The 26,753-nt window shown below is 70.0% G+C and carries 22 protein-coding genes; 15 read left to right on the top strand and 7 right to left on the bottom strand.

Features of this window, described 5'->3' with window-relative positions; all coding sequences use genetic code 11:
- Positions 1–15 precede the first annotated feature (15 nt).
- From ispG to AB4Z55_RS16925, 3 genes are read left to right on the top strand one after another with little or no spacing between them, the layout of a single operon-like run.
- Positions 16–1,203 (top strand): flavodoxin-dependent (E)-4-hydroxy-3-methylbut-2-enyl-diphosphate synthase, encoded by a 1,188-nt coding sequence (gene ispG, locus AB4Z55_RS16935; protein ID WP_369520138.1) that lies wholly within the window; start codon positions 16–18, stop codon positions 1,201–1,203.
- A gap of 33 nt (positions 1,204–1,236) precedes the next feature.
- Positions 1,237–2,073, top strand: a complete 837-nt coding sequence (locus AB4Z55_RS16930; protein WP_004572268.1) for a GNAT family N-acetyltransferase — start codon at positions 1,237–1,239, stop codon at positions 2,071–2,073.
- Between the two features lie 57 nt (positions 2,074–2,130).
- On the top strand, positions 2,131–3,972 hold the full coding sequence (locus tag AB4Z55_RS16925) for a penicillin-binding transpeptidase domain-containing protein (RefSeq protein ID WP_033203486.1): 1,842 nt from the start codon (positions 2,131–2,133) through the stop codon (positions 3,970–3,972).
- Here AB4Z55_RS16925 and AB4Z55_RS16920 read toward each other — a convergent pair.
- The 3 genes from AB4Z55_RS16920 to AB4Z55_RS16910 are packed head-to-tail and all read right to left on the bottom strand — an operon-like array spanning position 3,914 to position 6,905.
- Complete coding sequence (locus AB4Z55_RS16920) at positions 3,914–4,756, bottom strand: heme ABC transporter ATP-binding protein (protein WP_004572266.1); 843 nt, start codon at positions 4,754–4,756, stop codon at positions 3,914–3,916. The genes AB4Z55_RS16925 and AB4Z55_RS16920 overlap by 59 nt on opposite strands.
- Positions 4,750–5,886 (bottom strand): iron ABC transporter permease, encoded by a 1,137-nt coding sequence (locus AB4Z55_RS16915; protein WP_064571080.1) that lies wholly within the window; start codon positions 5,884–5,886, stop codon positions 4,750–4,752. The genes AB4Z55_RS16920 and AB4Z55_RS16915 overlap by 7 nt, the downstream gene beginning before the upstream one ends.
- Positions 5,883–6,905: a hemin ABC transporter substrate-binding protein gene (locus AB4Z55_RS16910; protein ID WP_369520137.1), complete on the bottom strand. Its 1,023-nt coding sequence runs from the start codon at positions 6,903–6,905 to the stop codon at positions 5,883–5,885. The genes AB4Z55_RS16915 and AB4Z55_RS16910 overlap by 4 nt, the downstream gene beginning before the upstream one ends.
- Positions 6,906–7,027: 122 nt before the next feature.
- On the opposite strand from AB4Z55_RS16910, the gene map reads away from it, so the two are divergent.
- Positions 7,028–7,891, top strand: a complete 864-nt coding sequence (gene map / locus AB4Z55_RS16905) for a type I methionyl aminopeptidase (protein WP_033203484.1) — start codon at positions 7,028–7,030, stop codon at positions 7,889–7,891.
- Between the two features lie 75 nt (positions 7,892–7,966).
- Here the strand turns inward: map and AB4Z55_RS16900 are convergent, their stop codons facing one another.
- Positions 7,967–10,231 carry a protein kinase gene (locus tag AB4Z55_RS16900; RefSeq protein ID WP_369520136.1) on the bottom strand — a complete coding sequence of 755 codons (2,265 nt, stop codon included), beginning with the start codon at positions 10,229–10,231 and terminating at the stop codon, positions 7,967–7,969.
- Between the two features lie 171 nt (positions 10,232–10,402).
- Between AB4Z55_RS16900 and AB4Z55_RS16895 the strand changes: the two genes are divergently transcribed.
- Entirely contained in the window at positions 10,403–11,950 is a 1,548-nt protein-coding gene (locus AB4Z55_RS16895) for a cobyric acid synthase (protein ID WP_369520135.1), read from the top strand.
- A gap of 68 nt (positions 11,951–12,018) precedes the next feature.
- Entirely contained in the window at positions 12,019–12,822 is an 804-nt protein-coding gene (locus tag AB4Z55_RS16890) for an alpha/beta fold hydrolase (protein WP_064571096.1), read from the top strand.
- Between the two features lie 23 nt (positions 12,823–12,845).
- Here the strand turns inward: AB4Z55_RS16890 and mtr are convergent, their stop codons facing one another.
- Together mtr and AB4Z55_RS16880 are read right to left on the bottom strand one after the other, a co-directional pair.
- The gene (mtr, locus tag AB4Z55_RS16885; RefSeq protein ID WP_369520134.1) at positions 12,846–14,243 is read right to left on the bottom strand and encodes a mycothione reductase; all 1,398 of its coding nucleotides are present in this window, start codon (positions 14,241–14,243) and stop codon (positions 12,846–12,848) included.
- Positions 14,240–15,268: an alpha/beta hydrolase gene (locus AB4Z55_RS16880; protein ID WP_004572258.1), complete on the bottom strand. Its 1,029-nt coding sequence runs from the start codon at positions 15,266–15,268 to the stop codon at positions 14,240–14,242. The genes mtr and AB4Z55_RS16880 overlap by 4 nt, the downstream gene beginning before the upstream one ends.
- A 198-nt stretch (positions 15,269–15,466) precedes the next feature.
- On the opposite strand from AB4Z55_RS16880, the gene mqo reads away from it, so the two are divergent.
- The 6 genes from mqo to AB4Z55_RS16850 are packed head-to-tail and all read left to right on the top strand — an operon-like array spanning position 15,467 to position 23,253.
- The gene (mqo, locus tag AB4Z55_RS16875; protein WP_064571083.1) at positions 15,467–16,993 is read left to right on the top strand and encodes a malate dehydrogenase (quinone); all 1,527 of its coding nucleotides are present in this window, start codon (positions 15,467–15,469) and stop codon (positions 16,991–16,993) included.
- Positions 16,994–17,040: 47 nt separating this feature from the next.
- Positions 17,041–17,520: a GNAT family N-acetyltransferase gene (locus AB4Z55_RS16870; RefSeq protein WP_004572256.1), complete on the top strand. Its 480-nt coding sequence runs from the start codon at positions 17,041–17,043 to the stop codon at positions 17,518–17,520.
- Positions 17,517–19,505, top strand: a complete 1,989-nt coding sequence (locus tag AB4Z55_RS16865; RefSeq protein WP_369520133.1) for a VWA domain-containing protein — start codon at positions 17,517–17,519, stop codon at positions 19,503–19,505. The genes AB4Z55_RS16870 and AB4Z55_RS16865 overlap by 4 nt, the downstream gene beginning before the upstream one ends.
- 42 nt (positions 19,506–19,547) lie before the next feature.
- Complete coding sequence (cobO, locus tag AB4Z55_RS16860; protein ID WP_064571085.1) at positions 19,548–20,165, top strand: cob(I)yrinic acid a,c-diamide adenosyltransferase; 618 nt, start codon at positions 19,548–19,550, stop codon at positions 20,163–20,165.
- Complete coding sequence (locus tag AB4Z55_RS16855) at positions 20,159–21,640, top strand: cobyrinate a,c-diamide synthase (protein ID WP_239402770.1); 1,482 nt, start codon at positions 20,159–20,161, stop codon at positions 21,638–21,640. Before cobO ends, AB4Z55_RS16855 begins: the two co-directional genes overlap by 7 nt.
- Positions 21,640–23,253 (top strand): GAF domain-containing protein, encoded by a 1,614-nt coding sequence (locus tag AB4Z55_RS16850; protein WP_101818942.1) that lies wholly within the window; start codon positions 21,640–21,642, stop codon positions 23,251–23,253. Before AB4Z55_RS16855 ends, AB4Z55_RS16850 begins: the two co-directional genes overlap by 1 nt.
- Positions 23,254–23,266: 13 nt before the next feature.
- Here the strand turns inward: AB4Z55_RS16850 and AB4Z55_RS16845 are convergent, their stop codons facing one another.
- Positions 23,267–23,962 (bottom strand): response regulator transcription factor, encoded by a 696-nt coding sequence (locus AB4Z55_RS16845; protein WP_004572251.1) that lies wholly within the window; start codon positions 23,960–23,962, stop codon positions 23,267–23,269.
- Positions 23,963–24,103: 141 nt separating this feature from the next.
- On the opposite strand from AB4Z55_RS16845, the gene AB4Z55_RS16840 reads away from it, so the two are divergent.
- Genes AB4Z55_RS16840 through cobA form a run of 3 tightly spaced genes read left to right on the top strand, consistent with a single transcriptional unit; the run spans position 24,104 to position 26,737 of the window.
- Positions 24,104–25,111: an acyl-ACP desaturase gene (locus AB4Z55_RS16840; protein WP_354559695.1), complete on the top strand. Its 1,008-nt coding sequence runs from the start codon at positions 24,104–24,106 to the stop codon at positions 25,109–25,111.
- A 41-nt stretch (positions 25,112–25,152) separates the two neighbouring features.
- The gene (locus AB4Z55_RS16835; protein WP_369521029.1) at positions 25,153–25,419 is read left to right on the top strand and encodes a hypothetical protein; all 267 of its coding nucleotides are present in this window, start codon (positions 25,153–25,155) and stop codon (positions 25,417–25,419) included.
- A 28-nt stretch (positions 25,420–25,447) separates the two neighbouring features.
- Positions 25,448–26,737: a uroporphyrinogen-III C-methyltransferase gene (cobA, locus tag AB4Z55_RS16830; RefSeq protein ID WP_369520132.1), complete on the top strand. Its 1,290-nt coding sequence runs from the start codon at positions 25,448–25,450 to the stop codon at positions 26,735–26,737.
- Positions 26,738–26,753: the final 16 nt, after the last annotated feature.

Raw genomic sequence — 26,753 nt, 5'->3', positions numbered from 1 at the left:
CCAGAGGTGAACGAGATGAACGCCCCGACTTCCGCGAACGCCGTGCCGATCGGACTCGGCATGCCCGCCGGACCGCCGCCGGTGCTCGCTCCGCGCCGCCAGACCCGCCAGCTGTTCGTCGGCTCGGTCGGGGTCGGCAGCGACCACCCGATCTCGGTGCAGTCGATGACGACCACCAAGACCCACGACATCAACGCGACCCTGCAGCAGATCGCCGAGTTGACCGCCTCCGGCTGCGACATCGTGCGGGTCGCGTGCCCGCGTCCGGAGGACGCCGAGGCGCTGCCGATCATCGCCAAGAAGTCCAAGATCCCGGTGATCGCCGACATCCATTTCCAGCCGAAGTACATCTTCTCCGCGATCGACGCCGGCTGCGCCGCCGTGCGCGTCAACCCCGGCAACATCAAGGAGTTCGACGGACGCGTCAAAGAGGTCGCCAAGGCAGCCGGTGATGCGGGTATCCCGATCCGCATCGGCGTGAACGCCGGCTCCCTCGACAAGCGCATCCTGCAGAAGTACGGCAAGGCGACGCCCGAGGCGCTGGTCGAGTCGGCTCTGTGGGAGGCGAGCCTGTTCGAGGAACACGGCTTCGGCGACATCAAGATCTCGGTGAAGCACAACGACCCGGTGATCATGGTCGAGGCCTACCGGCAGCTCGCCGCCGCCAGCGACTACCCGCTGCATCTCGGCGTCACCGAGGCCGGCCCGGCATTCCAGGGCACCATCAAGTCCGCGGTCGCCTTCGGCGCGCTGCTGAGCGAGGGCATCGGCGACACCATCCGGGTCTCGCTCTCGGCGCCGCCCGCCGAGGAGATCAAGGTCGGCGACCAGATCCTGCAGTCGCTGAACCTCCGCCCGCGCAAGCTCGAGATCGTCTCGTGCCCGTCGTGCGGCCGCGCCCAGGTCGACGTCTACAAACTCGCCGACGAGGTCACCGCGGGACTCGAGGGCATGGAGGTCCCGCTGCGCGTCGCCGTGATGGGCTGCGTGGTCAACGGTCCCGGTGAGGCCCGGGAAGCCGACCTCGGGGTCGCGTCCGGCAACGGCAAGGGACAGATCTTCGTCAAGGGTGAGGTCATCAAGACCGTCCCCGAGGCGCAGATCGTGGAGACCTTGATCGAAGAAGCGCTGCGGATCGCCGAGGAATCAGGAGAAACTGGAGACAGTACTCACGTGGGCCCACCCGTGGTGACCGTCTCGTAGGTCGGGCGCAAGGCTCGAGAGGGAGGAGCGGCGTTGCTGAAGCTTCTGGGCGACAAGCCGCTCGGTGCTCGTGATGCGGCTGTCGTCGAGCGCGTCCTCACCTCGGACCCGGTGGCGATGTGCATGGTCGCGGCCCGATTCGAGACGCACGGGATCAATCCGCGCCTGCTCGGTGGTGAACTGTGGACGGCGCACGACCCGGCGTCGTCGCTGTGTTTCTCCGGGGCCAACCTGATCCCGCTCAGCGGGTCGCCCGGAGACCTGGACTACTTCTCCGATCGCGCCATCGCCGGACCGCGAGCCTGTTCGTCGATCGTCGGCCGCGCCGAACTCGTGCTCCAGATGTGGGATCAGATCGAGCCGGTATGGGGTCCGGCGCGCGAGGTCAGACCGGTGCAGCCACTGCTCGCGCTCACGACCTGCTCGGCGGTGCCTGTCGACCCGCTCGTGCGGCTGGTCACCCTCGACGACCTCGACGCGTACATGCCCGCGGCCGTCGACATGTTCATCGGGGAGGTCGGCGTCGATCCGACGGCCGGGGACGGCGGCCGGTCGTACCGGCGGCGTCTCGCCTCGCTCATCACCGCGCAGCGGGTGTTCGCGCGGTTCGACGGCCCCGACGTGGTGTTCAAGGCCGAGATCGGCTCACTGTCCCGTCGAGTCGGCCAGATCCAGGGTGTCTGGGTCGCCCCGGACCGGCGTGGTGAGGGGCTCGGGCTGGGCGGTACCGCGGCGGTCGCCGAGGCGGTGGCCGCGCACGGTCGCATCCCGAGTCTGTACGTGAACAGCTTCAACGTCACCGCACGCGCGGTGTACGACCGCATCGGGTTCACCGAGGTCGGCACCTTCGCCACCGTCCTCGTCGACTGAACGCCCCACCGCGTGGCGTCCCGGTAATCCGACCCCGCCACCCTAGACTCGACGTCGATGTGGCACATGCGAACTCGATGGACCCCGGCGGTGATCGTCGCGCTGTGTGCTGCCGTGACGGTGGCGACGGTCGGCTGTTCGGCCTCCGAGGACGACGGCCCGCGCCATGCCGCGGAACGTTTCCTCCAGGCCTACGCCGACCGTGAGGTCGGATCCGCGGCCGCGTTGACCGACGCGCCCGCCGCCGCCGAGTCCGCGATGGAGGCGGCCTGGTCCGGTCTGGGTGCCGAGGCACTCGAGTCGCAGGCCGGCCGTGTCCGCGTCACCGGTGACACCGCCGAGGTCGACGTCGACTACCGCTGGGCGCTGCCGCGCGGTCGCGACTGGGCCTACGACGCCACCCTGCGGATGGGCCGGTCCGACACCGGGTGGGCGGTGCGCTGGGCGTCGACGAACATCCACCCGAAACTCGGCGCGGATCAACGACTCTCGCTCCAGATCGTCGAGGCGCCGCGCGCCACGGTCAACGAGGCCGACGGCTCGGAGGTGATGGTCAACGGCAGCGTCGTCGGCATCAACTTCGATGCGTCCGCCGCCGCCGAACAGGGCGCGCCGATCGCGGAGTCGGTGACCGCTGCGGTGGCGGTGCTGCGTCGGTTCAGTCCGTCGCTCGACGAACAGACGATCACCGAGCAGGTCACCGCGAACCGGCAGCAGTACCCGCTCGCCCGGCTTTCGCATGAGCAGTTCGACCGCCTGCGCGATCAGCTGGCGATCCCCGGTGTGGTGACCAACGAACAGGCCGAACTGGTCCCCGAGGACCCGCAATTCGCGCCCGCCCTGCTCACCGAGGTCAAGAAGGTCGTCGACTCCGAGGTATCGGGTCGGGCGGGCTGGCGCGTGGTGACGGTCAATCCCAACGGGCTCGACGCCGACGTGCTCGCCGACCACGACCCGGATCCGGCGCCGGCGGTCTCGCTGAGCCTGTCGCGGACGGTGCAGAACGCGGCCCAGCGAGCGGTCAACGCCACCAATCGTTTCCAGATCGCGCTGGTGGCCGTGCAACCGTCCACCGGACGCATACTCGCGGTCGCGCAGAACCCCGCCGCCGACCGACAGGGCCCGATCGCCACGACCGGTCTGTACCCGCCCGGTTCGACGTTCAAGATGGTGACCGCCGCGGCTGCCATCAGCCACCGGATGGCCACCCCCGACACCCCCGTCGGATGTCCGGGCGCGATCCAGATCGGGCCACGACTGATCCCGAACTACGACGGCTTCTCGTTGGGGACCGTGTCGATGCTCCGGGCGTTCGCGCAGTCCTGCAACACCACGTTCGCCAAGCTCGCCAGTGAGATGGGGCCGTCGGACCTTGCGCATGCCGCGGCCGCGATGGGCATCGGACAGCAGTACGAGATCGCCGGCCTCGACGCGGTGTCCGGCTCGGTGCCGATCGAGAACGAGCTCGTCGCCCGCAGCGAGGACGGCTTCGGGCAGGGCAAGGTGCTCGTGTCCCCGCTGGGCCTCGCGCTGGTGGCGGCAACCGTCGCCAACGGCACCAAGGCGCCGGTGCCCCAACTCATCCTGGACAAGCCCACCAAGGTCGAGGGCCCGAGGCCCACCATGGCGCCCGAGGTCTACGACCAGCTGCGTCCGATGATGCGTGCGGTCATCACGAGCGGAACCGCGTCGGTGATCGACGGTCAGGGAGCCGTGTTCGGCAAGACCGGTGAGGCGGAGTTCGCCGGCGGTTCGCATGCCTGGTTCGCCGGGTACCGCGGCGACATCGCCTTCGCGACCCTCGTCGTCGGTGGTGGTGACTCGAACAACGCGGTGGCCGTCACCCGGGATTTCTTCGGTGGTCTCGGACCGGGGTACGCGATTCGCTCGGCGTCCTGACCGGCAGGACCACGCGTCGACCGGCGTGCTCGATCACCTCGACGGGGTGATCGTAGGTGCGACTGAGTAGATCGACGGTCATCACCTCCGACGTCGGTCCGATCGCCAGCAACCGGCCGTCCTTCATCACTGCCACCCGGTCGGCGTAGGCGGCCGCGAGGGTCAGGTCGTGGACCACGAGCAGCACCGCGTTCCCCGCGTCGCGGTGAACCCGCAAGATGTCGAGGACCTGCTCCTGGTGGTGGATGTCGAGGGCGGCGGTCGGCTCGTCGAGCATCATCACCGGGGTGTCCTGGGCGAGTGCGCGTGCCAGGGATACGCGTGCCTGCTGGCCGCCGGAGAGCTGCCCGAACGGGCGGTCGGCGATGGCGCCGAGTTCGCACAGAGCCATCGCGTCGGCGATGACGGCGGGGGAGTTCGCGGCGCGCGGTGTCCGCAGCCACGGGTACCGGCCCATCGCGACGACCTGGGCCACGGTGAAGGGCGTGTCCACGCGGTTCAGCTGCGTGACCAGCGAGCGGTGTCGGGCGAGTTCGCGCATCGAGGTCGAGGTGACGTCCCGACCGTCGACCTCGATGTGTCCCCGCTGTGGTGCGCGGGTGCCCGACAGTGCCGACAGCAGCGTCGACTTGCCGCACCCGTTGGGGCCGACCAGCGCGACGAGTTCGCCCGGACCGACGTCGAGGGAGACCCCGCGGACCACCTCGCGCCCGCCCAGGACGACCGAGACGTCCCGGGCGTGGATACCGAGGACCGTGGTCGCCGGCTTGTCGGCGGTCACCATCCGGCACCCGCATGACGGCTTCGACGCAGCAGGATGAAGAAGACCGGACCGCCGATGAGGGACGTGAACATCCCCAGCGGGAGGTCGGCGTCACCCAGCATCGTCCGGGCGGCCAGGTCGGCGCCGGTGATGACCAGTGCTCCGCCGATGACGCTGGTCGGCAGCAGGATCGCGTGGCGCGGCCCGACGATGAGACGCATCACGTGCGGCACCACCAGGCCGACGAACGCGATGATCCCGGCGAAGGCCACTGCGGCGGCGGTCAGCACCGCGGTCAGGACTATCGCCTGTCGGCGGACGGCCTCCACGTTCACGCCGAGAGAGGCGGCCTGGATGTCACCGAGGGCCAGCAGGTCGAGCTTGTGCACGAGGAACAGACAGGCGGCGACACCACCGATCACCAGTGGTGCCACGACCCAGATCTCGCTCCAGGTGCGGCCGGCGAGCGAGCCGAGCTGCCAGAAGATGATCTGCTCGCGCGCCGCGGTGGTGGCGACGAAGGTGAGGAACGCGATGATCCCCGCGGCGAACGCGTTGACCGCGATACCCGTGAGGACCAGCATGATCGCCGACGACGAACCGTCTCGGAGCGACAGCAGGTACACGGCCGCGGCCGTGATGAGGCCGAACACGAAAGCGGCCCCGGCGAGAGCCCAATTGCCCGCGGCGCCACCGACTCCGGCGGTGCCGCCGGCCAGCACGATCATCAGACAGGCGCCGACCGCGGCGCCTGAGGAGACGCCGATGATGCCCGGTTCGGCCAGCGGATTCGCCAGCACCCCCTGGAGGAGGCAGCCCGCGGCGCCGAGTGCGGCACCGACGAACAGACCGAGCACGATGCGGGGGAATCGCACATTCCAGAGTGCGCCCTCGCCGTTCGGGTGTGACGGGAGTGGTCCCAGGTCGAGGTGGAAGTGGTGGGCGATGCTGCCGAGGACCTCGAGTGGCGGCACCGACACCTTGCCGGTACCGGCCGACACGATGACGAGAACGACGGTGGCGGCCAGCATCACCGCCACCACCGTGAGGTCGCGGACCCGGTGCGGTGTGCCGCCCGGGGGAGTGGCGACGGCCGACGAGGTCGTCGGCTCGGTCGTCGGCTCCGTCGTGGTCCGCGCGGGGTCGGTCATGCGTAGATCGACTTCGCGAGGGCGCCGAGCACCAGTCCGACCTCGGGTCCGAACGCCAGCATCTGACTCTCGTCCATCTGCACGACCCGTCCGTTGCGGCCGGCCTCGGTGTCGGCCACACCCGGCAGGGTCAGCACTCCCTCGGGCCCGCCGACGGTGGCGGCGCCCTGGGTCATCACGAGGATCACGTCCGGGTCGGCGGTGATCATGGCCTCGGCGCTGATCGCGGTGAACGCGCCGGTGAGATCGGCTGCCGCGCCGGCATCCCGGCCACCGAGCGCCTCGATCAGGTCGTCGGCGCCCGATCCGGGCCCGGCCAGCAGCAGCAGGTTGCGTCCGCGGATGTAGAGGAACGCCATCGTGGGGTCCCCGGACGGGTTCGGTACCAGTGCGCGCGCCTGCTCGATCTGGGCGTCGGTCCGCGCGACGAGCTTCTCGCCGGCGTCGGCGACGCCGACAGCGGCCGCCACCGAGCGGATCAGGGTGTCATTCGACTCCAGGTTGCGGGCGGCCGGGAACACGACGACCGCGACCCCGGAGTCGCGGATCTGGTCGACTGCGGCGGTCGGCACGGTGGACTCGCTGACCAGCAGGACGCTCGGGTCGAGTGCGAGAACCGATTCGGCGTTGAGACTGTGCCCGCGGTTGGTGACGACCGGGAGCGACCTCGCCGAGGGGAAGGCGGTGGACGTGTCACGCCCCACCACGCGAGACCCGAGTCCGAGGGCGTACACGATGTTGCCGAGGGTTCCGTTGATGTCGACGGCGATGATCCGGTCGGCGTCGTCGACGCTCACGTCGCCATACCGCAGTGAGTCGACGGTTGCGGGCAGCCGGGGAGCAGGGTTCTCGACGACGGGAGTGACATCGGACTCCACGAGCGTCGCGGTCTGGGGGCCGGTGCGCAGATGCGCGCCCGGCGAGTGCCGGTCCTGCTCGATCGGGGTCACGAAGCATGCCGACAGGCTCAGTACGGCCAGCACCATCACGAGCGCCGCCCGCCACCCCCTGGTCCGCACTGCCTCACCTCCACCGTCGACCCCGATGGCCTCCCATCGGCTCCTCCCGGCGAGCTTAGTGGCGTTCGGTCCGGAGTCCGCCCACGGGCCTCGCCGCGACGGGCAGGGATAGTCTGGACCGCATGCCAGTTCGTAGTGCCCTCACGCCTGGGATCGTGTCGCCCGTCCGGTCCGTGCCCGACTCCATCGAACGTCCCGAGTACGTGTGGAAGCCCACGGTCAACGAGGGCCACGAGCCCTGGGTGCAGACCGCCGAGACCATCGAGAAGATGCGCATCGCGAGCAAGATCGCGGCCAACGCACTCGCCGAGGCGGGCCGGGCCGTCGCCCCGGGTGTGACCACCGACGAGCTCGACGCGATCGCGCACGAATACATGATCGACCACGGCGCATACCCATCGACGCTGGGCTACAAAGACTTTCCGAAGTCGTGCTGCACGTCGCTCAACGAGGTGATCTGCCACGGCATCCCGGATTCGACGGTGATCGAGGACGGGGACATCGTCAACATCGACGTCACCGCCTACATCCACGGCGTGCACGGCGACACCAACGCGACGTTCCTCGCCGGCGACGTCGATCAGGAGGCTGTCGACCTCGTCGACCGGACCCGGATCGCCACCGAGCGGGCCATCAAGGCCGTCAAGCCGGGCCGCGAACTGAATGTCGTCGGTCGCGTCATCGAGTCCTACGCGAACCGCTTCGGCTACACGGTCGTGCGCGATTTCACCGGCCACGGCATCGGTGAGACCTTTCACAACGGGCTGATCGTGCTGCACTACGACGAACCGAATGTCGACACGGTCCTCGAACCCGGGATGGTGTTCACGATCGAGCCGATGATCAACCTCGGCGCGCTGCCGTGGGAGATGTGGGACGACGGCTGGACCGTGGTGACCGCCGACCGCCGGTGGACCGCCCAGTTCGAGCACACCCTCGTCGTCACCGACGACGGCGCCGAGATCCTCACCGTGCCAGACAACTGATACGGGCCAGACAACTGAATCGGGCCAGACAACTGAATCGGGCCAGGCAACTGACACGGGCCAGACGACTGAGGGTCAGGCGGGGAACCGGACGGGTTGCGGTTCGCTGCTCGTCGTGGTGGTCCCGTTGCCGAGCTGCCCCTTCCCGTTGAGGCCCCAGCAGTACATCTCGTCGTCGGCGACGGCGCACACGTTCGCCGAACCGGTGGTGACCTCGGTGACCCCGGACAGTCCGTTGACCCGGTCGGGGCTCTTGTCGGGCTGGTCGCTGCGCGAACCCCAGCAGTAGGCGGAGCTGCCTGCCGCGGCACAGCCGCCGTAGGCCGCGGTCGACACCTCGGTGGCACCCCGGACGTCGATCCGGGTGGGCGTGCGCCGGTTCTGCTCGGTTCCGTCGCCGAGCTGACCGCTGGTGTTCTGTCCCCAGCAGAACACGCCACCGGAGCCGGCCACCGCGCACGTCGAGTACAGGCTCGTACTGATCGACGTGGGCGTGTCGAGTCCGAGAACGCGGGTCGGGGTCAGTCGGTCGATGGTGGTGCCGTCGCCGATCTGGCCCTCCCGGTTGTTCCCCCAGCAGTACGCGGAGCCGCCGGCGATCGCGCAACTCGTGGTGTGCGAGGTGGAGACGGCGGTGACGTTCGACAGGCCGGCGACACGGGTGGGCTCCTCCACCGACCCGGTGCTGCCGTTGCCGACCTGTCCGCTCGCGTTGTTACGCCAGCAGTAGGCGTCGCCGTCGCTGATCGCGCAGATGGTCAAGCCGACCGACACCGCTGTCACCCGGGACAGACCGGCCACCTTCGTGGGGAGCGGTACGTTCTGCCCCGGTTGGCCGACCCCGTATCCCCAGCAGTACAGGTCGCCCGAACTGATCGCGCACGTCGTGCCGAGGCCGCCCATGCTGACCGCCGACACGTCGGAGATGCCGGTGATCGCGACGGGCCGCGGCCGGTCGGTCGTGGTTCCGTCGCCGAGAGTGCCGCGCTCGTTGCCGCCCCAGCAGTACAGCCGACTCTCGCGCACCGCGCACGTACTGTCGCCGCTGGAGGCGATGGACTCGAAAGTGCCGCCGCCCGAGGATGATCCGCCCGAGGTGCTGGGCCCGGTCGTCGACGATCCGGCGACCGTCGTCCCGGGTTCCGACTCCGATCCGCTGAGCGCGATGGCGGCGCCGACGACGCCGACGACGAGGACGAGGACGCCGAGAACCGCGGCGATGATCCATGCGGTGCGTGAGCCCGATCCCCGGGGTCCCGGGCCGTGCCCCTGGGGCCCGCCGGGGCCGGTCAGGTATCCGGGAGGGGGGCCGGGCGGTGGCCCGGCCGGACCGTACGCCGGGAACGGGGTGTACCGGCCGCCGCCGGGCGGTGGGGGGTTGTGGGCGGGTGCTTGCTGGGTGGGCTGGTGCTGACCCGGCGACTGGTGGTGTGGGAACGACGGTGTGGGAGCCGGGGTGGTCGCGACCCATCCCTCGGGCATCATCGGAGACGGTTCCGGCCGCCTGGCGTGCGGACTCGTCGGAGCGGTCTCGACAGCCCGCGCCAGCGTCGCCGCGAACTCCGAGCACGACGAGAACCGGTCGGCCGGGTTCTTGGCGAGGGCACGTGCGAACACCTGGTCGAGATGGCCGAGATCGGACCGACGCTCGGAAATCCGCGGCGCGGGTGAGTTGACGTGGCCGGCGATCAACGCCATGGGGGTCTGTCCGGGGAAGGGCTGGGTTCCGGTGAGCAGTTGGAACATGGTGCAGGCGAGCGCGTACTGGTCCGACGCCGGGATCGCCGCGTCTCCGGTGAGGATCTCGGGCGCGGCGTAGGCGAGAGTGCCGACGAACAGATTGGTGGCGGTCATCTTCGCGCCGTCCATCAGCCGCGCGATGCCGAAGTCGAGCACGGTGACGCGCGTGATCCGGCCATCGGGCCCGCGCGCGATCACGATGTTCGCGGGCTTGATGTCGCGGTGGATGACGCGTTGTGTGTGGGCGTAATCGAGGGCGTCGGCGACCTTGCCGGCGATCGTCACCACGTCCTCGATGGGCAGGACCGGTGCGGCGGTGAGGTCATCGCCCTCGAGATAGGTCATCGAGAACCACGGGCTCCCGTTCTCCACGCCATGCGTGTAGACGGTCACGATGCCGGGATGATCGAGTGCGGCCGCGGTGCGGGCCTCGTTGCGGAACCGCTCGGCGAAACTGGGGTCGGCGGGATTCGGTGAGATGATCTTGAGCGCCTCGCGCCGGCCCAGCGTCGGATGTTCGACGAGCCAGACCTGTCCCATGCCGCCGTGTCCGAGCAGCGAGAGAACGCGATACCCGGCGAACACGGATCCGGGCTTCACGACCTCCACGTCCGACGACCCCCCGTTGCTCGACGACAGGCTGTCCACCTGTTCGATGGGGTCACTGTATCCAGCGCTGCCGGTTCGCGAGGCGAACGGTGTGTCGTGTGAACGACGCCACTGGGGTCGGCGCCATCCGGCGGTGTGTCCCGGGACCACTACGCTGTTCGGGTGGACGGACTCGGTGGCGCGCTGCTCGTGGGTGGTACCAGCAGCGATGCCGGCAAGAGCCTGATCGTCGCCGGACTGTGCCGGGCGCTGAGCCGGACGGGCGTGCGTGTCGCGCCGTTCAAGGCGCAGAACATGTCGAACAACTCGGTGGTCACCCTCGACGGCGGCGAGATCGGGCGCGCGCAGGCGTTGCAGGCGTTCGCATGCGGGCTCGAACCGTCCACCCGGTTCAACCCCGTGCTGCTCAAACCGGGCAGTGACCGCCGCTCGCACGTCATCCTCCGGGGCCGGCCGGCCGGTGACGTCGGCGCCGCCGACTACCTGGCCTGGCGGGCACGTCTACGCGCCGTCGTCGCCGACGAATTGGCGGGTCTGCGTGCGGATTTCGACGTCGTCATCTGCGAGGGTGCGGGTTCGGTCGCCGAGATCAATCTGCGCGCCAACGACATCGCGAATCTCGGTCTCGCCCAGGCGGCACGTCTCCCCGTGCTGCTGGTGACCGACATCGACCGGGGCGGATCGCTGGCCCACCTGTTCGGGACCACCGCAGTACTCGACGACGCCGATCAGGCGCTGATCGCGGGTTTCGTGATCAACAAGTTCCGCGGCGACCCGTCGATCCTCGAACCCGGGCTTCGCCAGGTCGAGGCGATCACCGGACGGCCGACGCTCGGCGTGGTGCCGTTCGCCGACGACCTGTGGCTCGACGCCGAGGACTCCCTCGCCGCGCCGGTCGGGCGCCGCGTCGGGCCGCCACGGTCGTTCACCGAGTCCGGCTCCGGCCCTTGCGCCCGGTTACGGGTCGCGGCCATCCGTCTGCCGCGGATCTCGAACTCGACCGACGTCGAGGCGCTCGCCTGCGAACCGGGAGTCGACGTCACCTGGGTCGACGACCCGGCCGGGGTCGCGGCCGCCGACCTCGTGGTCGTGCCCGGCACCCGCGCCACCGTCGCCGACCTCGAGTGGGTGCGGGCGCGCGGCATCGGCGAGGCGCTGAGCGAACGCGCCGCTCGCGGCCGTCCGATCGTCGCCGTCTGCGGCGGTTTCCAGATGCTCGGGCGCACGCTCGACGACCGGGTGGAATCCGGTCGCGGGCGGGTGCCGGGACTGGGGTTGTTCGACCTCGACATCGAGTTCCACACCGACAAGACCGTGCGGCAGGTCACCGGCACCGGGGCCGGCCCGATCAGCGGTTACGAGATCCATCACGGCCGCGTGGTCCGGTCGGCGGAGGACACCTGGATCGTCGACGACAGGTACGGACCGGAGGGTGCGGTCCGCGGAGCCGTGCGGGGTACGCACTGGCACGGACTGCTGGCGTGCAACGATTTCCGTCGCCGTCTGCTCGTCGACGTCGCCGCCGAGGCCGGGGTGCGCGGATTCCGTGTGGCACCGGACACCGACGTCGACGCCGAACGCCGACGGCAGGTCGACCAGATGGCCGACCTCGTCACCGAGCACCTCGACCTCGACGCCGTGACGCGCCTCATCGAACAAGGGCCGCCACACAATCCGCCGATCATCCGGCACCACCTCGAAGCCTTCTAGGCGTTGCGGCCACCGTCGACGGGTGGTGCCGGCCGGGTTATCGTGGCCCAATGACTGAAGCCACGCAGGTGACCGTGAACGGCCTCACCTTCGACGTCCGGATCGGGGGACCGGAGACCGGTCCGTGGGTTCTGCTGCTGCACGGCTTCCCGGTGAACGGAAGCTGCTACGACCAGGTCCTCCCGCGCCTGCACGAGTCGGGTCTGCGCACCCTGGTGATCGATCAGCGGGGATACAGCCCGGGCGCGCGACCCGCCGAGGTGGACGACTACCGCCTCACCCACCTCGTCTCCGATGTGATCGGTGTGCTCGACGCGCTGGGCATCGGCTACGCGATCCTGGTCGGACACGACTGGGGTGGCATCGTCGCGTGGCACCTCGCCGGGAAGTATCCCGACCGGTTCACCGGACTCGTCGTCGGGAGCACCGGGCACCCGTCGGCCATGCGCGACGCGCTCGTCGGCAGCGATCAGCGTGAACGTTCGTCGTACATCCTCGATTTCGTCGCCGACGGGGCCGAGGAGAAGTTGCTCGCCGACGACGGGGCGGAGCTGCGGGCCGTCGGGATCACCGCGGACGAGCTCGCCCCTCTCCGAGAGCCGGGGGCGCTGACCGCGGCGCTGAACTGGTACCGCGCGAACTTCACCGGCGACATCAAGGCGACGATGGCATGCCCGCCCGTCGAGATCCCGACGACGCTGCTGTGGAGCGACGCCGACACCGCGCTGGGCCGCGAACAGGCGCAGGGTAGCGGCCGGTACGTCTACGGCGACTTCCGCTTCTGCGAACTCGCCGGCGTGGACCACTGGATCCCGCAGCACGCGGCTCCGGCCCTCGCCAGCGAGATCGCGCTGCGCTCAACGATCTTCTGAGCCGCCCGGCGATCGCGGCTCGGTCAGATCTCGAGCCCGAGCAGTGCGTTCTCGAGGACTTCGGGCATCGCCGGGTGGATCCAGTACTGCCCGCGCGCCAACTCGTGTGCGGTCTGTCCGAAGTGCATCGCCTGGATGACCGGCTGGATGACGGTCGGTGCCTGCGGGCCGATGAGATGCGCGCCCAGCAGCCTCCCGGTGCCCCGCTCGGCGATCAGCTTGCAGAATCCGGTGGTGTCCTCCATGGCCCAGCCGTAGGCGACGTCGCCGTAGGCCTGCACCTTGACGGCGATGTCGAGGCCGGCGTCGAGGGCCTCTCCCTCGGTCAGGCCCACCGATGCGATCTGGGGGTGGGTGAACACCGCGGCCGGCACGAACCGGTGGTCGAACGCATCCAGATCGGCTGCGTCCCAACCTTTCAGGAGATTGGCCTGGACGACCCGCTGCTCGTGGTTGGCGACGTGCTTGAGCTGGTAGGGCGAGCTGACGTCGCCGAGCGTCCACACGCCGCGCGCGGCGGTGCGCCCGTGCTGATCGCACCGCACCCGGCCCTCGTCGTCGAGTTCGATGCCGACGGAGTCGAGGTTGAGCCGGTCGCCGTTGGGCTGCCTCCCCGTCGCGACCAGGAGCACATCGGCCTCGATCGTCGTGCCATCAGAAAGCTCCACTCGCACACCGCCGTCGGGCAGGTTCTCGGCGTCGGTGATCGTGGTCTCGAGCCGGGCGTCCCACTTCTCCCGGGCGACCTCGGTGAAGCGGTTGGAGATGTCGGCGTCCTGCTTGCGCAGCAGTGCCGGTCCGCGCGCGATGATCGACACATGTGAGCCCAGTGCGCCGAAGACGTGCGCGAACTCGGCGGCGATGTAACCGCTCCCGGCGATGATCAGGCGTTCGGGCAGCTCGGGCAGACGCATGACGTCGTTGTTGGTGTAGTAGGTGACACCCGAGTCGGCGATGACGTCGGGGATGACCGCGCGCGACCCGGCGGCGAGCACCACCTCGGCGGCGAGGACCGTGTCGCCGTCTCGCGTGACCAGTCGATAGCGGCCGTCGTCGTCGCGTCCGTCGAACTCGACATGGGAGTCGTACACGGTGATGTTCTCGCACCGGTCGACGCGATACTCCTTGCCGCCCTGCGACAGTGGATCGATGCGGCCGAACACGCGCTCTACGATCCCCGGCCAGTCGACCGAGTCCACCTTCGCGTGGACGCCCAGGCGGGCGCCGTGGGTGGCGATCTCGGCCACCTCGGAGGCGTAGACGAACATCTTGGTCGGGATGCAGCCCACGTTGAGGCAGGTGCCGCCGTAGACGCCCTCCTCGAAAATCGCGAGGGTCTTGTCCGCGAACCGGTCGTCGGGGATGGCGTTGCCGCTCCCGGAGCCGATGATGGCCAGGTCGACGACCTGTGTGGCGGTCATAGGGGGTTCTCGCTTTCGGTTGAGAGGACGGCGGACAACCAGTGATCGACCTCGCGATACGCGTGTTCACGAGCGTGCCGGACGGACAGGAATACGTCATGCCGGGCGTCGGGGATCGGTACCGCGGTCACCCGGCCGCCGAGACAGCCGCTCCAGCGGGCGATGTGGGTGACGTCGAGGACGGCGTCGGCGTGATCGGTGGACGCGGAGTAGGTCCGGGCGAAATGCGTTTTGTCCGAACGTAACACGAGTGCAGGAACGCCGACGTCGATGCCGCGGTGCAGGCGCCGCTGCCCGGTGCGGACCGCGTCGAGGAACCCGAAGGTGACCGGGAAGCCGCCCAGCGGTTTCGCCGACAGGTCGTAGTTCCACTCGCCGTGGGCGCTGTCGTGCAGGCTCTCGCCGTAGGCCTGCGAGAGTTCCTTCGGGATCACCCTCGTCGGCGCGACAGCGGCGACCGCCTTGATGAGCATGGTCACCGGGAGCGTGCGCAGGATCGCATCGCCCTGCAGATCGAACCAGGGGGAGTTGAGCAGCAGCCCGTCGACCGCGGCGTGCAGGTCGGGCTCACGCTGCCGCAGCCGGTCGAGCCAGAGCGCGGTGATGAGACCGCCGGTCGAGTGGCCGGCCACCACGACCCGACAGTCGGGGCCGACCTCGCCGAGGATGATCCGGAGCGAGGCGTTGAGCTCCTCGTCGTACATCGCGAGGTCGGTGGTGAAGTGTGGCGTGTGGTGCGCCTGGCGTGACCGTCCGCATTTACGGAGATCCACGGCGTAGAACGCGTAACCGCGGTCGACGAAGAAGTCGGCGAGCGGCTCGTGGAAGAAGTAGTCGGTGAAGCCGTGGACGTAGAGCACCGCACCGCGTGCGGGTGACGTCTCGGCGCGGCGCACCAGGGTTGCGGTGACCGGCGACTCGCCGTCGGGGTCGGGGCCCAGCGGGAGCACGCGTTGCCGGTAGTCCTCGAGGAATCGGTCGGGCCGCCAGTCGGCGGCGTCGGATGCGCTCACGGCAGCCAGCATAGTGACAGGTCACCGACTGCTCAGGTGTCGTGCAGCACACAGTTGCGCAGGTCGATTCTGTCGGGGGACATGCCATGCTGGACAATGGCGGTTGAGAAGGATCGGGCGAGAAGTGCCCGGTAGAAGAAGTTGCCATCCGGGACGACGTGCCGCGACGAACTCAGGTCACAGTGTCCCACCAGGTGAAGTGGAGTCCAGGTGTCGAAAACGGAGATCACGACCGACGTCGCGTTGGTGGGTGCGGGAATCATGAGCGCCACCCTCGGTGCACTGCTCCGGCAGTTGCAGCCCGACTGGTCGATCAGCCTGTTCGAGCAGCTCGACGCGGCAGCCGCGGAGAGCAGCGACCCGTGGAACAACGCCGGCACCGGCCACTCGGCGCTCTGCGAGCTCAACTACACGCCGAAGACCGCCGACGGTGACGTCAACATCGACAAGGCGCTCACCATCAACGAGCAGTTCCAGGTCTCGCGCCAGTTCTGGGCCCATGCGGTCGACAACGGCATCCTCGGCGACCCGTCGGAGTTCATCAACCCGATCCCGCACGTCGCGTTCACGCACGGCGCGGAGGGGCAGAAGTACCTGCGCAAGCGTTACGACAATCTCGCCACGCAGACCCTGTTCGAGGGCATGGAGTACATCGACGACCCCGCCGAGTTCACCGCGCGGCTGCCGCTGATGTCGCAGGGGCGCGACTTCGCCGACCCGGTCGCATTGAACTGGTTCGATCAGGGCACCGATGTCGACTTCGGCGCGCTCACCCAGCAACTCCTCAACTACGTCGCCCAGGGCGCCGACATCTACTTCGGCCACTCGGTCACCAACCTGTCCAAGCAGTCCGACGGCAGCTGGATCGTCAAGGTCCGCAACGGGCGGACCGGGGAGAAGCTGTCCGTGCACGCGAAGTTCGTCTTCGTCGGTGCCGGTGGTGGCGCACTGCATCTGCTGCAGAAGTCGGGGATCAAGGAGGCCAAGGGATTCGGCGGGTTCCCGGTGTCCGGTGAGTTCTTCCGCTGCACCAACCCCGATCTCGTCGCCGAGCACCACGCGAAGGTCTACGGGCAGGCTGCCGTGGGTGCGCCGCCGATGTCGGTGCCCCACCTCGACACCCGGGTCATCAACCACAAGCCCGGCCTGCTGTTCGGTCCGTACGCCGGGTGGTCCCCGAAGTTCCTCAAGAGCGGCAAGATCACCGATCTGCCCGCGTCGATCAAGCCGGGCAACCTGCTCCCGATGGTGTCGATCGCACCCAAGGAGTTCGGACTCCTGAAGTACCTCATCAGCGAGCTCGCCGCCGGCCCCGCCGACCGGGTGAAGACGCTCTCGGAGTTCGTTCCCCGCGCGCTCGGCGCCGACTGGGAGCTCATCACCGCCGGCCAGCGCGTGCAGGTCATCCGCAAGACCGGCGTGGGTGGGCAGCTGGAGTTCGGCACCGCGGTCGTCGCCGCAGGCGACGGCACCATCGCCGGTCTGCTGGGTGCATCCCCCGGTGCCTCGACCGCCGTCCCGGCGATGATCTCGGTGCTCGAGCAGTGCTTCCCGAAGGAGTACGCGGGCTGGTCGTCGAAGCTGTCCGGGATCATCCCTTCCTTCGGCCAGAAGCTGAACGGCAACCGCGACCTGTACCGCCAGGTCTGGGACTGGACGAACAAGTCCCTGCAGCTGACCGAGCGGACCGAGACCCCGGCCGAGACGGGTCGGCTCGCCCCCGCCACCGCCGGCTGATCACTCGCGAGATGAAGTCCGGTCGCGTTGTGTGCTAACCACGACACATGATCTCCGAACCGCGGGTGCATCGCGCCCTGGCCGATGACATCGACGCAGCCACGCTGTATCGGATACTGCGGCTGCGGGTCGAGGTCTTCGTCGTCGAGCAGGCGTGTCCGTACCCCGAACTCGACGGACGGGATCTGGAACCGACCACGCGACAGTTCTGGATCACCGACGAGAACGGGTCCGGCGAGGCGGGGTCGGTGCTGGCCACCCTGCGTCTGCTGGAGGAACCGCAGGCCGATGGCGGTCAGGTCTTCCGGATCGGGCGGGTGTGCACCGAGCGGAACCATCGGGGCCACGGTCTCGTGTCAACCCTCATGACCGCGGCGCTCGACGAGGTCGGGGACCGGCCGTGCCGGATCGAGGCACAGGCCTACCTGACCGACATGTACGGCAAGTTCGGCTTCGCCCGCGACGGCGAGGACTACCTCGAGGACGGGATACCCCACGTGTCGATGCTCCGCGCCGGGTCGCGATGACCCCCTACGGTGAACCTCCCGCCCCTGCCGGTCCACCTGCTGAGGTGCGGTACCCCTTCAGCGCCGTCGTCGGCCAGGAGCAGCTGAAACTCGCGCTGATCCTCTCGGCCATCTCGCCGGGCATCGGAGGTGTCCTGATCCGCGGCGAGAAGGGCACCGCGAAGTCGACGATCGTCCGTGGACTCGGACCCTTGCTGAATTCCCCCGGGGCGGCGGACGAGTCCGTCGGCCGCGTCGTGGAGCTGCCGATCGGCGCGACCGAGGACCGGGTGATCGGCTCCCTCGACCTCACCTCGGTGCTGCGGGACGGCCGCGCGGAGTTCACTCCCGGTCTGCTCGCCCGTGCGCACCGCGGGGTCCTCTACATCGACGAGGTCAATCTGCTCGCCGACCATCTCGTGGACGTGCTGCTCGATGCGGCGGCGAGCGGGCGGGTCACGATCGAGCGCGACGGCGTGTCGCACACGCAGGCCGCCGATTTCGTGCTCGTCGGCACCATGAACCCGGAGGAGGGGGAGCTCCGTCCGCAGTTGCTCGACCGGTTCGGGCTCGCCGTCGACGTGGCGGCCGGTCGCGAGGTCGACGAACGCGTGGAGGTGGTGCGCCGGCGGATGGCCTACGACGCCGATCCGGCATCGTTCGTCGCCGCCCACGCCGACGCCGAACACGAACTGACGCAACGCATTGCGACCGCGCGGGCCGCAGTGGGCGCCGTCGGACTCCCGGACCGGGAGTTGCGGCGGATCGCCGGGATCTGTGCGCACCTCGACGTCGACGGCCTGCGCGGCGACATCGTGGTGGCGCGGACCGCGCTCGCGCACGCCGCCTGGCGCGGTGCCGACGTGGTCGAGGACGTCGATGTCCGCGCGGCCGTCGAACTCGCGCTGCCACATCGCAGGCGCCGCAATCCCTTCGACGAATCCGGGCTCACCCAGGATCAGCTCGACGAGGCCATGTCGGCGGGCGACGAAGCCGCCGGACCCGAGACGCCCGACGACGACCCGGGACCACCCGAGACGCCACCACCCGGTGGTGGAGGCGAGCCGCCGGCGGCACCAGAGGCCGGCACGGCACCCGATGCCGCACCCGAGGCCGCCGACGCACCCGGCACCGACGACGCCCCGCAGCACGCACCCGGCCCCGCATTCGGCGCGGCGCCGGCCCCCACCGGTCGCCGGCTGAGGACCCTGCGCGTCGACGGCCTCGGCGACGGCGACCCGGGCCGCCGCTCGAAGGCCCGCAGCCGCCGCGGGCACACCACCCACGCCGTCGACTTCGACGCCGCCCGACCGGTCCACCTGTTCGGCACCGTCCTCGCCGCCGCCGGCCGGGCCGCCGGACGCGAGCAAGGGACCGGGCCCGGCAGTGTTCGGATCGCCGCCCCGGATCTGCGGTCCGCGCAGCGGATCGGTCAGGAGTCGAACCTGGTCGTGTTCGTGGTCGATCTCAGCGGTTCGATGACCGCCCGGCGGCGGCTGGCCGCGGTGTCCGAGCTGTGCGTGGAGATGCTGCGCGACTCCTACACCCGCCGCGACCGCGTCGCCGTCGTCGTCGCGCGGGGGTCCGCCGCGACACTCGCGGTGCCGCCCACGAAGTCGGTCGAGATCGCGGTGCGCCGACTGGAGGAGATCCGTACCGGTGGCCGGACGCCCCTCGGTGAGGGTCTGCAACTGGCGGCCGACGTCGTGCAGCGGTGTCGCCGCGCCGAACCCGACCGGCGGCCGCTGCTCGTGGTGCTCACCGACGGGCGGGCCACGTCCGGCCGTGACGCGTCGGGACGGAGCGCGATGACACGCGCACGGGAGGCCGCGGACGGCATCCGGCGGCGCGGCATCGGATCCGTGGTCGTCGACTGCGAGCAGGGAATGGTCCGGCTCGGGTTGGCCGGCGATCTCGCGGCCCACCTCGGCGCGAGCCTGATCCCCATGGACGAACTGTCGGCCACCGCCCTCACCGGACCGGCACCCGCACGCGGGGCGGCCTGACCCGCCACCGAACCGACCACTGACAGCGCGAGGAGAAGTCGAGTGCCCCAAGGAGTTCCGGTCAGCATCCCCGACGACGGGCTGACGACGCGACAGCGCCGCAATCAGCCTGTGCTCGCGGTGCACACCGGCGACGGCAAGGGCAAGTCGACCGCTGCCTTCGGCATGGCGATGCGCGCGTGGAACGCGGGCATGCGCGTCGCGGTGTTCCAGTTCGTCAAGAGCGCGAAGTGGAAGGTCGGGGAGGAGTCGACGATGCTCGCCCTCGATCGGGTCCACGCCGAGACCGGTGCCGGCGGTCCGGTCGAGTGGCACAAGATGGGCCAGGGCTGGTCGTGGCTGCGCGCCAACTCCGACCACGATGACGACCACGCCGCCGCCGCGCAGGCGGGGTGGGCCGAGATCGCCCGCCGTCTCGACGCAGGCGAACACGACTTCTACGTCCTCGACGAGTTCACCTACCCGCTGCACTGGGGATGGGTGGACACCACCGAGGTGGTCGAGACCCTCGCCCGACGTCCCGGACGCCAGCACGTGGTCATCACCGGCCGGCGCGCGCCGGCCGAACTCGTCGACGCCGCCGATCTGGTCACCGAGATGCGCAAGATCGCCCACCCGATGGACGCCGGCCGCAAGGGGCAGAAGGGGATCGAATGGTGACACCCACGGGGGCCACCACCGGGGCTCCGGCCGCCGGTTCGACGCCGGCCGTCGTGATCGCCGCGCCGTCGTCCGGCAGCGGCAAGACGACCGTGACCACCGGCCTCATCGGTGCCCTGCGGGCGGCCGGTCACCGGGTGGCGCCCTTCAAGGTCGGTCCGGACTACATCGATCCCGGGTACCACGCCGTCGCGGCCGGCCGGCCGGGGCGCAATCTCGACCCGAATCTGGTGGGCGCCGACCGTATCGCGCCGCTCTTCGCCCATGGCGCCGCGGGCGCCGACATCGCGGTCGTCGAGGGCGTGATGGGCCTGTTCGACGGCCGCATCGTCGACTCCGGCACCGCGGACGAGGACGGCTCCCTCGGTGTCGGGTCCACCGCGCACGTCGCGTCGATCATCGGCGCGCCGGTGATCCTCGTCGTGGACGCCGCGGGCCACAGCCAGTCGCTGGCCGCCGTGCTGCACGGATTCCTGTCCTACGACCCCTCGGTGTCGATCGCGGGCGTGATCCTGAACCGGGTCGGTTCGCCGCGTCACGAGATGGTGCTCAGGCAGGCGGCCGCGCGGGTGGGACTGCCGGTCCTCGGCGTGCTGCGCCGTCACCCGTCGCTGACGGTGCCCTCCCGCCACCTGGGCCTGATCCCGGCCGCCGAACGCAATGCCGATGCGGTCGCGGCGGTGGACGCGATGACCGAGCACCTGCGCGGTGCCCTCGATCTCCCGGCCATCGTCGCCGCCGCCCGCGGCCGGTCGACACCCGACGCGGCGCCGTGGTCGGCGGCGGAAGCCGTTGCGCCCCATCGCCCCACTGATCTGACCGGGTCTCCGGTGATCGCCGTCGCCGGGGGAGCGGCGTTCACCTTCGGCTACACCGAGCACGCCGAGATGCTGACGGCCGCCGGCGCGCGCGTCGTCGTGTTCGACCCGCTCGTGGACCGGCTGCCGGCCGACGCGGCCGGTGTCGTGATCGGCGGTGGCTTCCCGGAGGAACACGCCGAGGCGCTGGCCGCCAACGAGGTGCTGCGCGCCGACCTCCGCGCGCATGCCGCCGCGGGCCGACCGATCCACGCCGAATGCGCGGGTCTGCTGTACCTGTGCGAGCAGCTCGACGGGCACCCGATGAGCGGCGTCCTCGACATCCCCGGCCACTTCGGCCCCACTCTGACACTCGGTTATCGCGACGCCGTCGCCGTGAGCGACTCGGTCCTGTTCCGGACCGGCGAACGCGTGACCGGCCACGAATTCCACCGCAGCGGGGTCGGGGACGGGGCGCTCGCACCCGCCTGGGCGTGGCGGGACACAGCCGGCCGGGCTTCGACGCACGGGGTGACGACCTCCTCGGTGCACGCCTCCTACCTGCACCTGCACCCCGCGGCGATCCCGGAAGCGCTGTGTCGCTTTGTCTCCCGTGCCGCCGCGGTGGCCCCGGCGAGATCGGCGTCGCGGGCCGGGAACACCGCCGGGATGTCCTGATGCTCGACCATCGGCTCCGGGAGACGCTCGACGCGTTGGCCGACCACGGCGCCGACGACCCGGCGCTGCTCCGGGAACTGCTGGAGGCGGTCCTCGTCGTCGGGCAGGGCGTCGAACTCGACCGGGCGCTGCAGCGCATCGTCGAGGTCGCGGCGGGGCTGGTCGATGCCCAGTACGGCGCCCTCGGCGTGCGCGGTCCCGACGGCGGCCTGAGTGAGTTCGTGCACATCGGGATCACCGATGCCCAGCGGGCCACCATGGGGCACCTCCCCGTCGGACGCGGGGTGCTGGGCCTGCTCATCGACGACCCCCGCCTGCACCGCATCCACGACCTCGGCGCCCACCCGACCTCGGTCGGATTCCCGCCGAACCACCCGCCGATGCACACGTTCCTCGGGGCGCCGATCATGGTGCGCGGGGAGGTCTTCGGCAGTATCTACCTGACCGAGAAGCGGTCCGCGGAGGACTTCTCCGAGGTCGACGAGACCGTCGTCGCGGTGCTCGCGGTCGCCGCGGGGATCGCCGTCGACAATGCGGGCCTGTTCGAGCGGGCCCGCACCCGGCACCGCTGGATGCAGGTCCTCGCCCGGCGCGGGTCGGAGCCGCTCGCCGGAATCGCGCTGTCGGACACCATGTCCCGCATGTGTGCCGACGTCGCCGATCTGGTCGGCGCCGTCGACGTGTACTTGTTCACCGAGCTGGCCGGACAGGTGGAACTGCGTGGTCACACCGGTGACCCGGTCGAGGTCGACACCTTCATCGCGCCGGACGCCACGGCCCTGCGGGTGCAGCGAGCCGGTCAGATCGCCGACTCGCTCATCCGCCACGGCGCGCGCTGGACCTCGGTGCAGCCGCTCCAGCGCGCCTCGGGGGCGTTCGGGTGGATGCTCATCACCCACCGCAAACGGCCGTACTGGGACGACGAGGAGATCGCCGGTCTCGCGGGTGTCGCCGAAGTCGCCTCACTGGCGGTGGTCTACGCCGAGCAGCAGCAGATCGCCCGCGATCTGGAGGTCCTCGAAGACCGGCACCGGATCGCCCGCGACCTGCACGATCACGTCATCCAGCGACTCTTCGCGGTGGGGATGTCGGTCCAGACGCTGCTGGCCGGGACCACCGACCCGGCTGCCGCGACCGCGCGCCTCGAACAGATCATGACCGATCTGGACCGCACGATCGCGCAGATCCGGACCTCGATCTTCGACCTGCAGACGGCGTATGGACCCGATGCCGATCCGACACTGCGACGGCGGGTCCTCGACATCGTCGCCGAATTGTCCGGGCACGCATCCATCTCCCCGAGCGTGGAGTTCGACGGCCCGGTCGACACGGTGGTGCCGGATTCCCTCGGACCGCACATCGACGCGGTCCTGCGGGAGGGGTTGAGCAACGCGCTGCGGCACGCGCGGGCCGAGCACATCGAGGTCTCGGTGACCGCCGACGACGTGCTGACGGTCGAGATCAGCGACGACGGCATCGGCATCGGCGCCGACGTGACCTATCGCGGACTGGAGAACCTGACACGGCGGGCCGAGGACTGCGACGGGACGTTCAGCGTCTTCACCCGCACGGGCGGGACGACGCTCACCTGGTCCGTGCCGCTCCTGGGATAGCTCGCCTCCCGGCTCAGTCCCTGCCGTCGCGAAGCTTGGTCGCCATCACCGCGACCTGGGTGCGTCGCTGCATGTCCAGCTTGCCCAGGATGCGCGACACATAGTTCTTGATCGTCTTCTCCGCCAGGAACATCCGCTCGGCGATCTGGCGGTTGGTCAGCCCCTCGCCGATGAGTGCGAACACCTCGCGCTCCTGGTGGGTCAGCTCGGCGAGCGGGTCCTTCTCGGTCTGCTTTCCGTCGCGCAACTTGGCCAGCAGCGCCGCCGTCGACCGGTCGTCGAGCAGCGAGCCGCCCCGGCCGACGGTCCGGACGGCGGCGACCAGGTTGTGGCCCAGGATCTGTTTGAGGACGAAACCCGACGCTCCGGCGAGAACCGCGGCGAGCAGCGCGTCGTCGTCGGCATAGCTCGTCAGCATCAGACATTGGATCCCGGGTTCGGCGGCACGGACGTCCCGGCACAGCTCCACCCCGCTGCCGTCGGGCAGGCGGACGTCGAGGACGGCGACGTCGGGCCTGGTCGCGAGGATGCCGACGAGGGCCTCGCCGACCGACGCCGCCTCACCGACCACCTCGATGTCGCCCGCGGTCCCGAGAAGGTCCCGCAGGCCGCGCCGGACGAGTTCGTGGTCGTCGACGAGGTAGGCGCGTACGGGGGTCGGTGACGCGGTCGGATCGGTGGTGGGCGAATCCGTCGTGACAGGGGCCATGGGTCTGAAAGTACCGGATGTCCGGCTCCGCCAACTCGCGACGTCGGACCCCATCCAGGCGGGACTTTTGCCTCACGAACACCACCCGTCCCGTCGCGCAGAGTGAACGGTACGACCCCCGGCCCGCGACCAGGAGAGCATGTGACAACCCTCATCGGACCCCCCGACACCGACCTCGGCAACCCCGGCATGACCGGCTCGGACCTGCTGCGCGAACTGCTGCCGGTGTGCGAGACCGAAGTCGAACGGCACATGAAGATGACCCGGGACTGGCACCCGCACGACTACGTGCCCTGGGACGACGGACGCAACTTCGCGGCCCTGGGCGGACACGACTGGGATCCGTCGCAATCCCGGCTCTCCGATGTCGCCAAGGCCGCGATGATCACCAACCTGCTGACCGAGGACAACCTGCCGTCGTATCACCGGGTGATCGCCGACAACTTCACCCTCGACGACGCCTGGGGCTGGTGGGTGGGCCGCTGGACCGCCGAGGAGAACCGCCACTCGATCGTCATGCGGGACTACCTGGTGGTGACCCGCGGCGTCGACCCGGTCGAACTCGAAGAGATCCGGATGGCGCACATGACGTCCGGGTTCAACCCGCTGCCCGACGACGACGGCCAGCGCGACCACAGTTTCGACATGCTCTTCGCGGTCGCCTACGTCAGCTTCCAGGAACTGGCCACCCGGGTGTCGCATCGCAACACCGGAAAGGCGTGCGGTGACCCGATCGCCGACCGCATGCTGCAACGTGTCGCGGCCGACGAGAACCTGCACATGCTCTTCTACCGCAACATCGTCGCGGGTGCCCTCGACCTCGTTCCCGATCAGACCATGGCGGCCATCCACGCGATCGTGACGAACTTCCAGATGCCCGGCGCGACCATGCCGAACTTCCGGCGCAACGCGGTGCTGATCGCCAAGGGCGGCATCTACGATCTGCCGCAACACATGTCGGATGTCGTCATGCCGGTCCTGCGCAAGTGGCGGATCTTCGAGCGCGACGACTTCGGCCCGATCGGCGAGCACTACCGCGAACTGCTCGCGCAGTTCCTGGAACAGATGGACATCAAGGTGCGCAAGTTCGAGGAGTCGCGCGAGCGCGCACTAGAACGACAGCGCGCACGCGAGCAACGGACACAGTGACCGGCATGACAGTGATCGACTCGACGATGACCGACCCGACCATGACCGACCCGACGATGACCGACCCGGGGTCCTCGGCCACCACACCCGCCGGGTTCACCACCGCGATCGCCATGGCCGAGGCCGCCGCGGATCGCAACCCGTTGTGGTGGAACGAGATCCGGGTGAACGCCGACGACTCGCTGGATGCCGCGTTCTGCACCTCGACCCTGCTCGGCGTGCTCCTGCAGTCCACAGCCCATCGCCTCGGGGTCCCGGCGGCCGACGTGTGGGCGCACATCCGCTCCACGGGTGAGGTGCCGCTCTGACCCGGCCGTCCCGGTAGTGTCAGCTCCCATGTCCGAGCCTGACTCCGCCCTGTCGAATGTCCCGGGGTCGAATGTCCCAGGACCCCCGCACGTCCCCGGGCCCGACGCCTTCCCCTCCGGCGAGGGGCACTACCTGGTCGGCCTCGACCTCCGCGGACGGAAGGTCGTCGTGGTGGGTGGTGGGTCCGTCGCCCAGCGGCGCCTGCCCAACCTCGTGGCGGCCGGCGCCGACGTCCACGTCGTCGCGCTCGACCCGACGCCCGCCGTCGAGTCCTTCACCGGCATCACCGTCACCCATCGTCGCTACGTCGACGGGGACCTCGAGGGTGCCTGGTACGCGATGGCCTGCACCGACGACCCGGCCGTCAACGAGGCGGTGGTCGCCGAGGCCGAGCGCAGGCACACGTTCTGCGTGCGCGCCGACGACGCCCGCCACGGCACCGCCGTCACACCGGCGTCCGGGCGTCACCGCGACGTGCAGTTCGGCGTCCTCGCCGGCGGCGATCACAAACTGTCGGCCGCGCTCCGCGCCGCGATCAGCCGCGCGCTGGCCGAGGGTTCGCTCAGCGTCGACGACGCCGCACCACATGCCGCAGGCGTGGCCCTCGTCGGCGGCGGTCCGGGTGACCCCGACCTCATCACCGTCCGCGGGCAGCGGCTCCTCGCCGAGGCGGACGTCGTGGTCGCCGACCGGCTCGCGCCGCCCGAACTGCTCGCCGAGCTCGGCCCGCAGGTCGAGATCATCGACGCCGCGAAGGTGCCCTACGGCCGCGCGATGAAGCAGGAGGCCATCAACGACGTCCTGGTCGAGAAGGCCAAGGAGGGCAAGTTCGTGGTCCGTCTCAAGGGCGGCGACCCCTACGTGTACGGACGGGGCTTCGAGGAACTGCAGGCCTGCGTGGCCGCCGGCGTCCCGGTGACCGTGGTCCCGGGGATCAGCAGCTCGATCGCCGCACCGGCGTCGGCGGGCATCCCGGTCACGCACCGCGGCGTCACCCACGAGATCGTCATCGCCTCGGGGCACGTGCCACCCGGTCACCCCGACTCGCTGATCGACTGGTCGGCGATGGGCAGGCTGCGGGGCACCCTCGTCCTGATGATGGCCGTCGAACGCGTCGACGTCTTCGCCGACGCGCTGCTCGAGGGCGGCCGCCGACCCGACACCCCGGTCGCGATGATCGAGAACGGGTCGCTGCCGACCCAACGGCTGTTGCGTACCGATCTCGCCCACGCCGGCGAGGTCGCCGAGGCGGAGGGACTGCGCCCGCCCGCGATCGTGGTCATCGGCGACGTGGCCGCGTTCACCGAGGGCGCCTGACCGAACCGGCACCCGG

Origin of the sequence: Gordonia sp. ABKF26, from assembly GCF_041103195.1 — a bacterium.
Taxonomy (GTDB): Bacteria; Actinomycetota; Actinomycetes; order Mycobacteriales; family Mycobacteriaceae; genus Gordonia; species Gordonia terrae.
The sequence above is the reverse complement of the archived record's forward strand: the minus strand, read 5'-3'. Positions and strand labels throughout refer to the sequence as shown.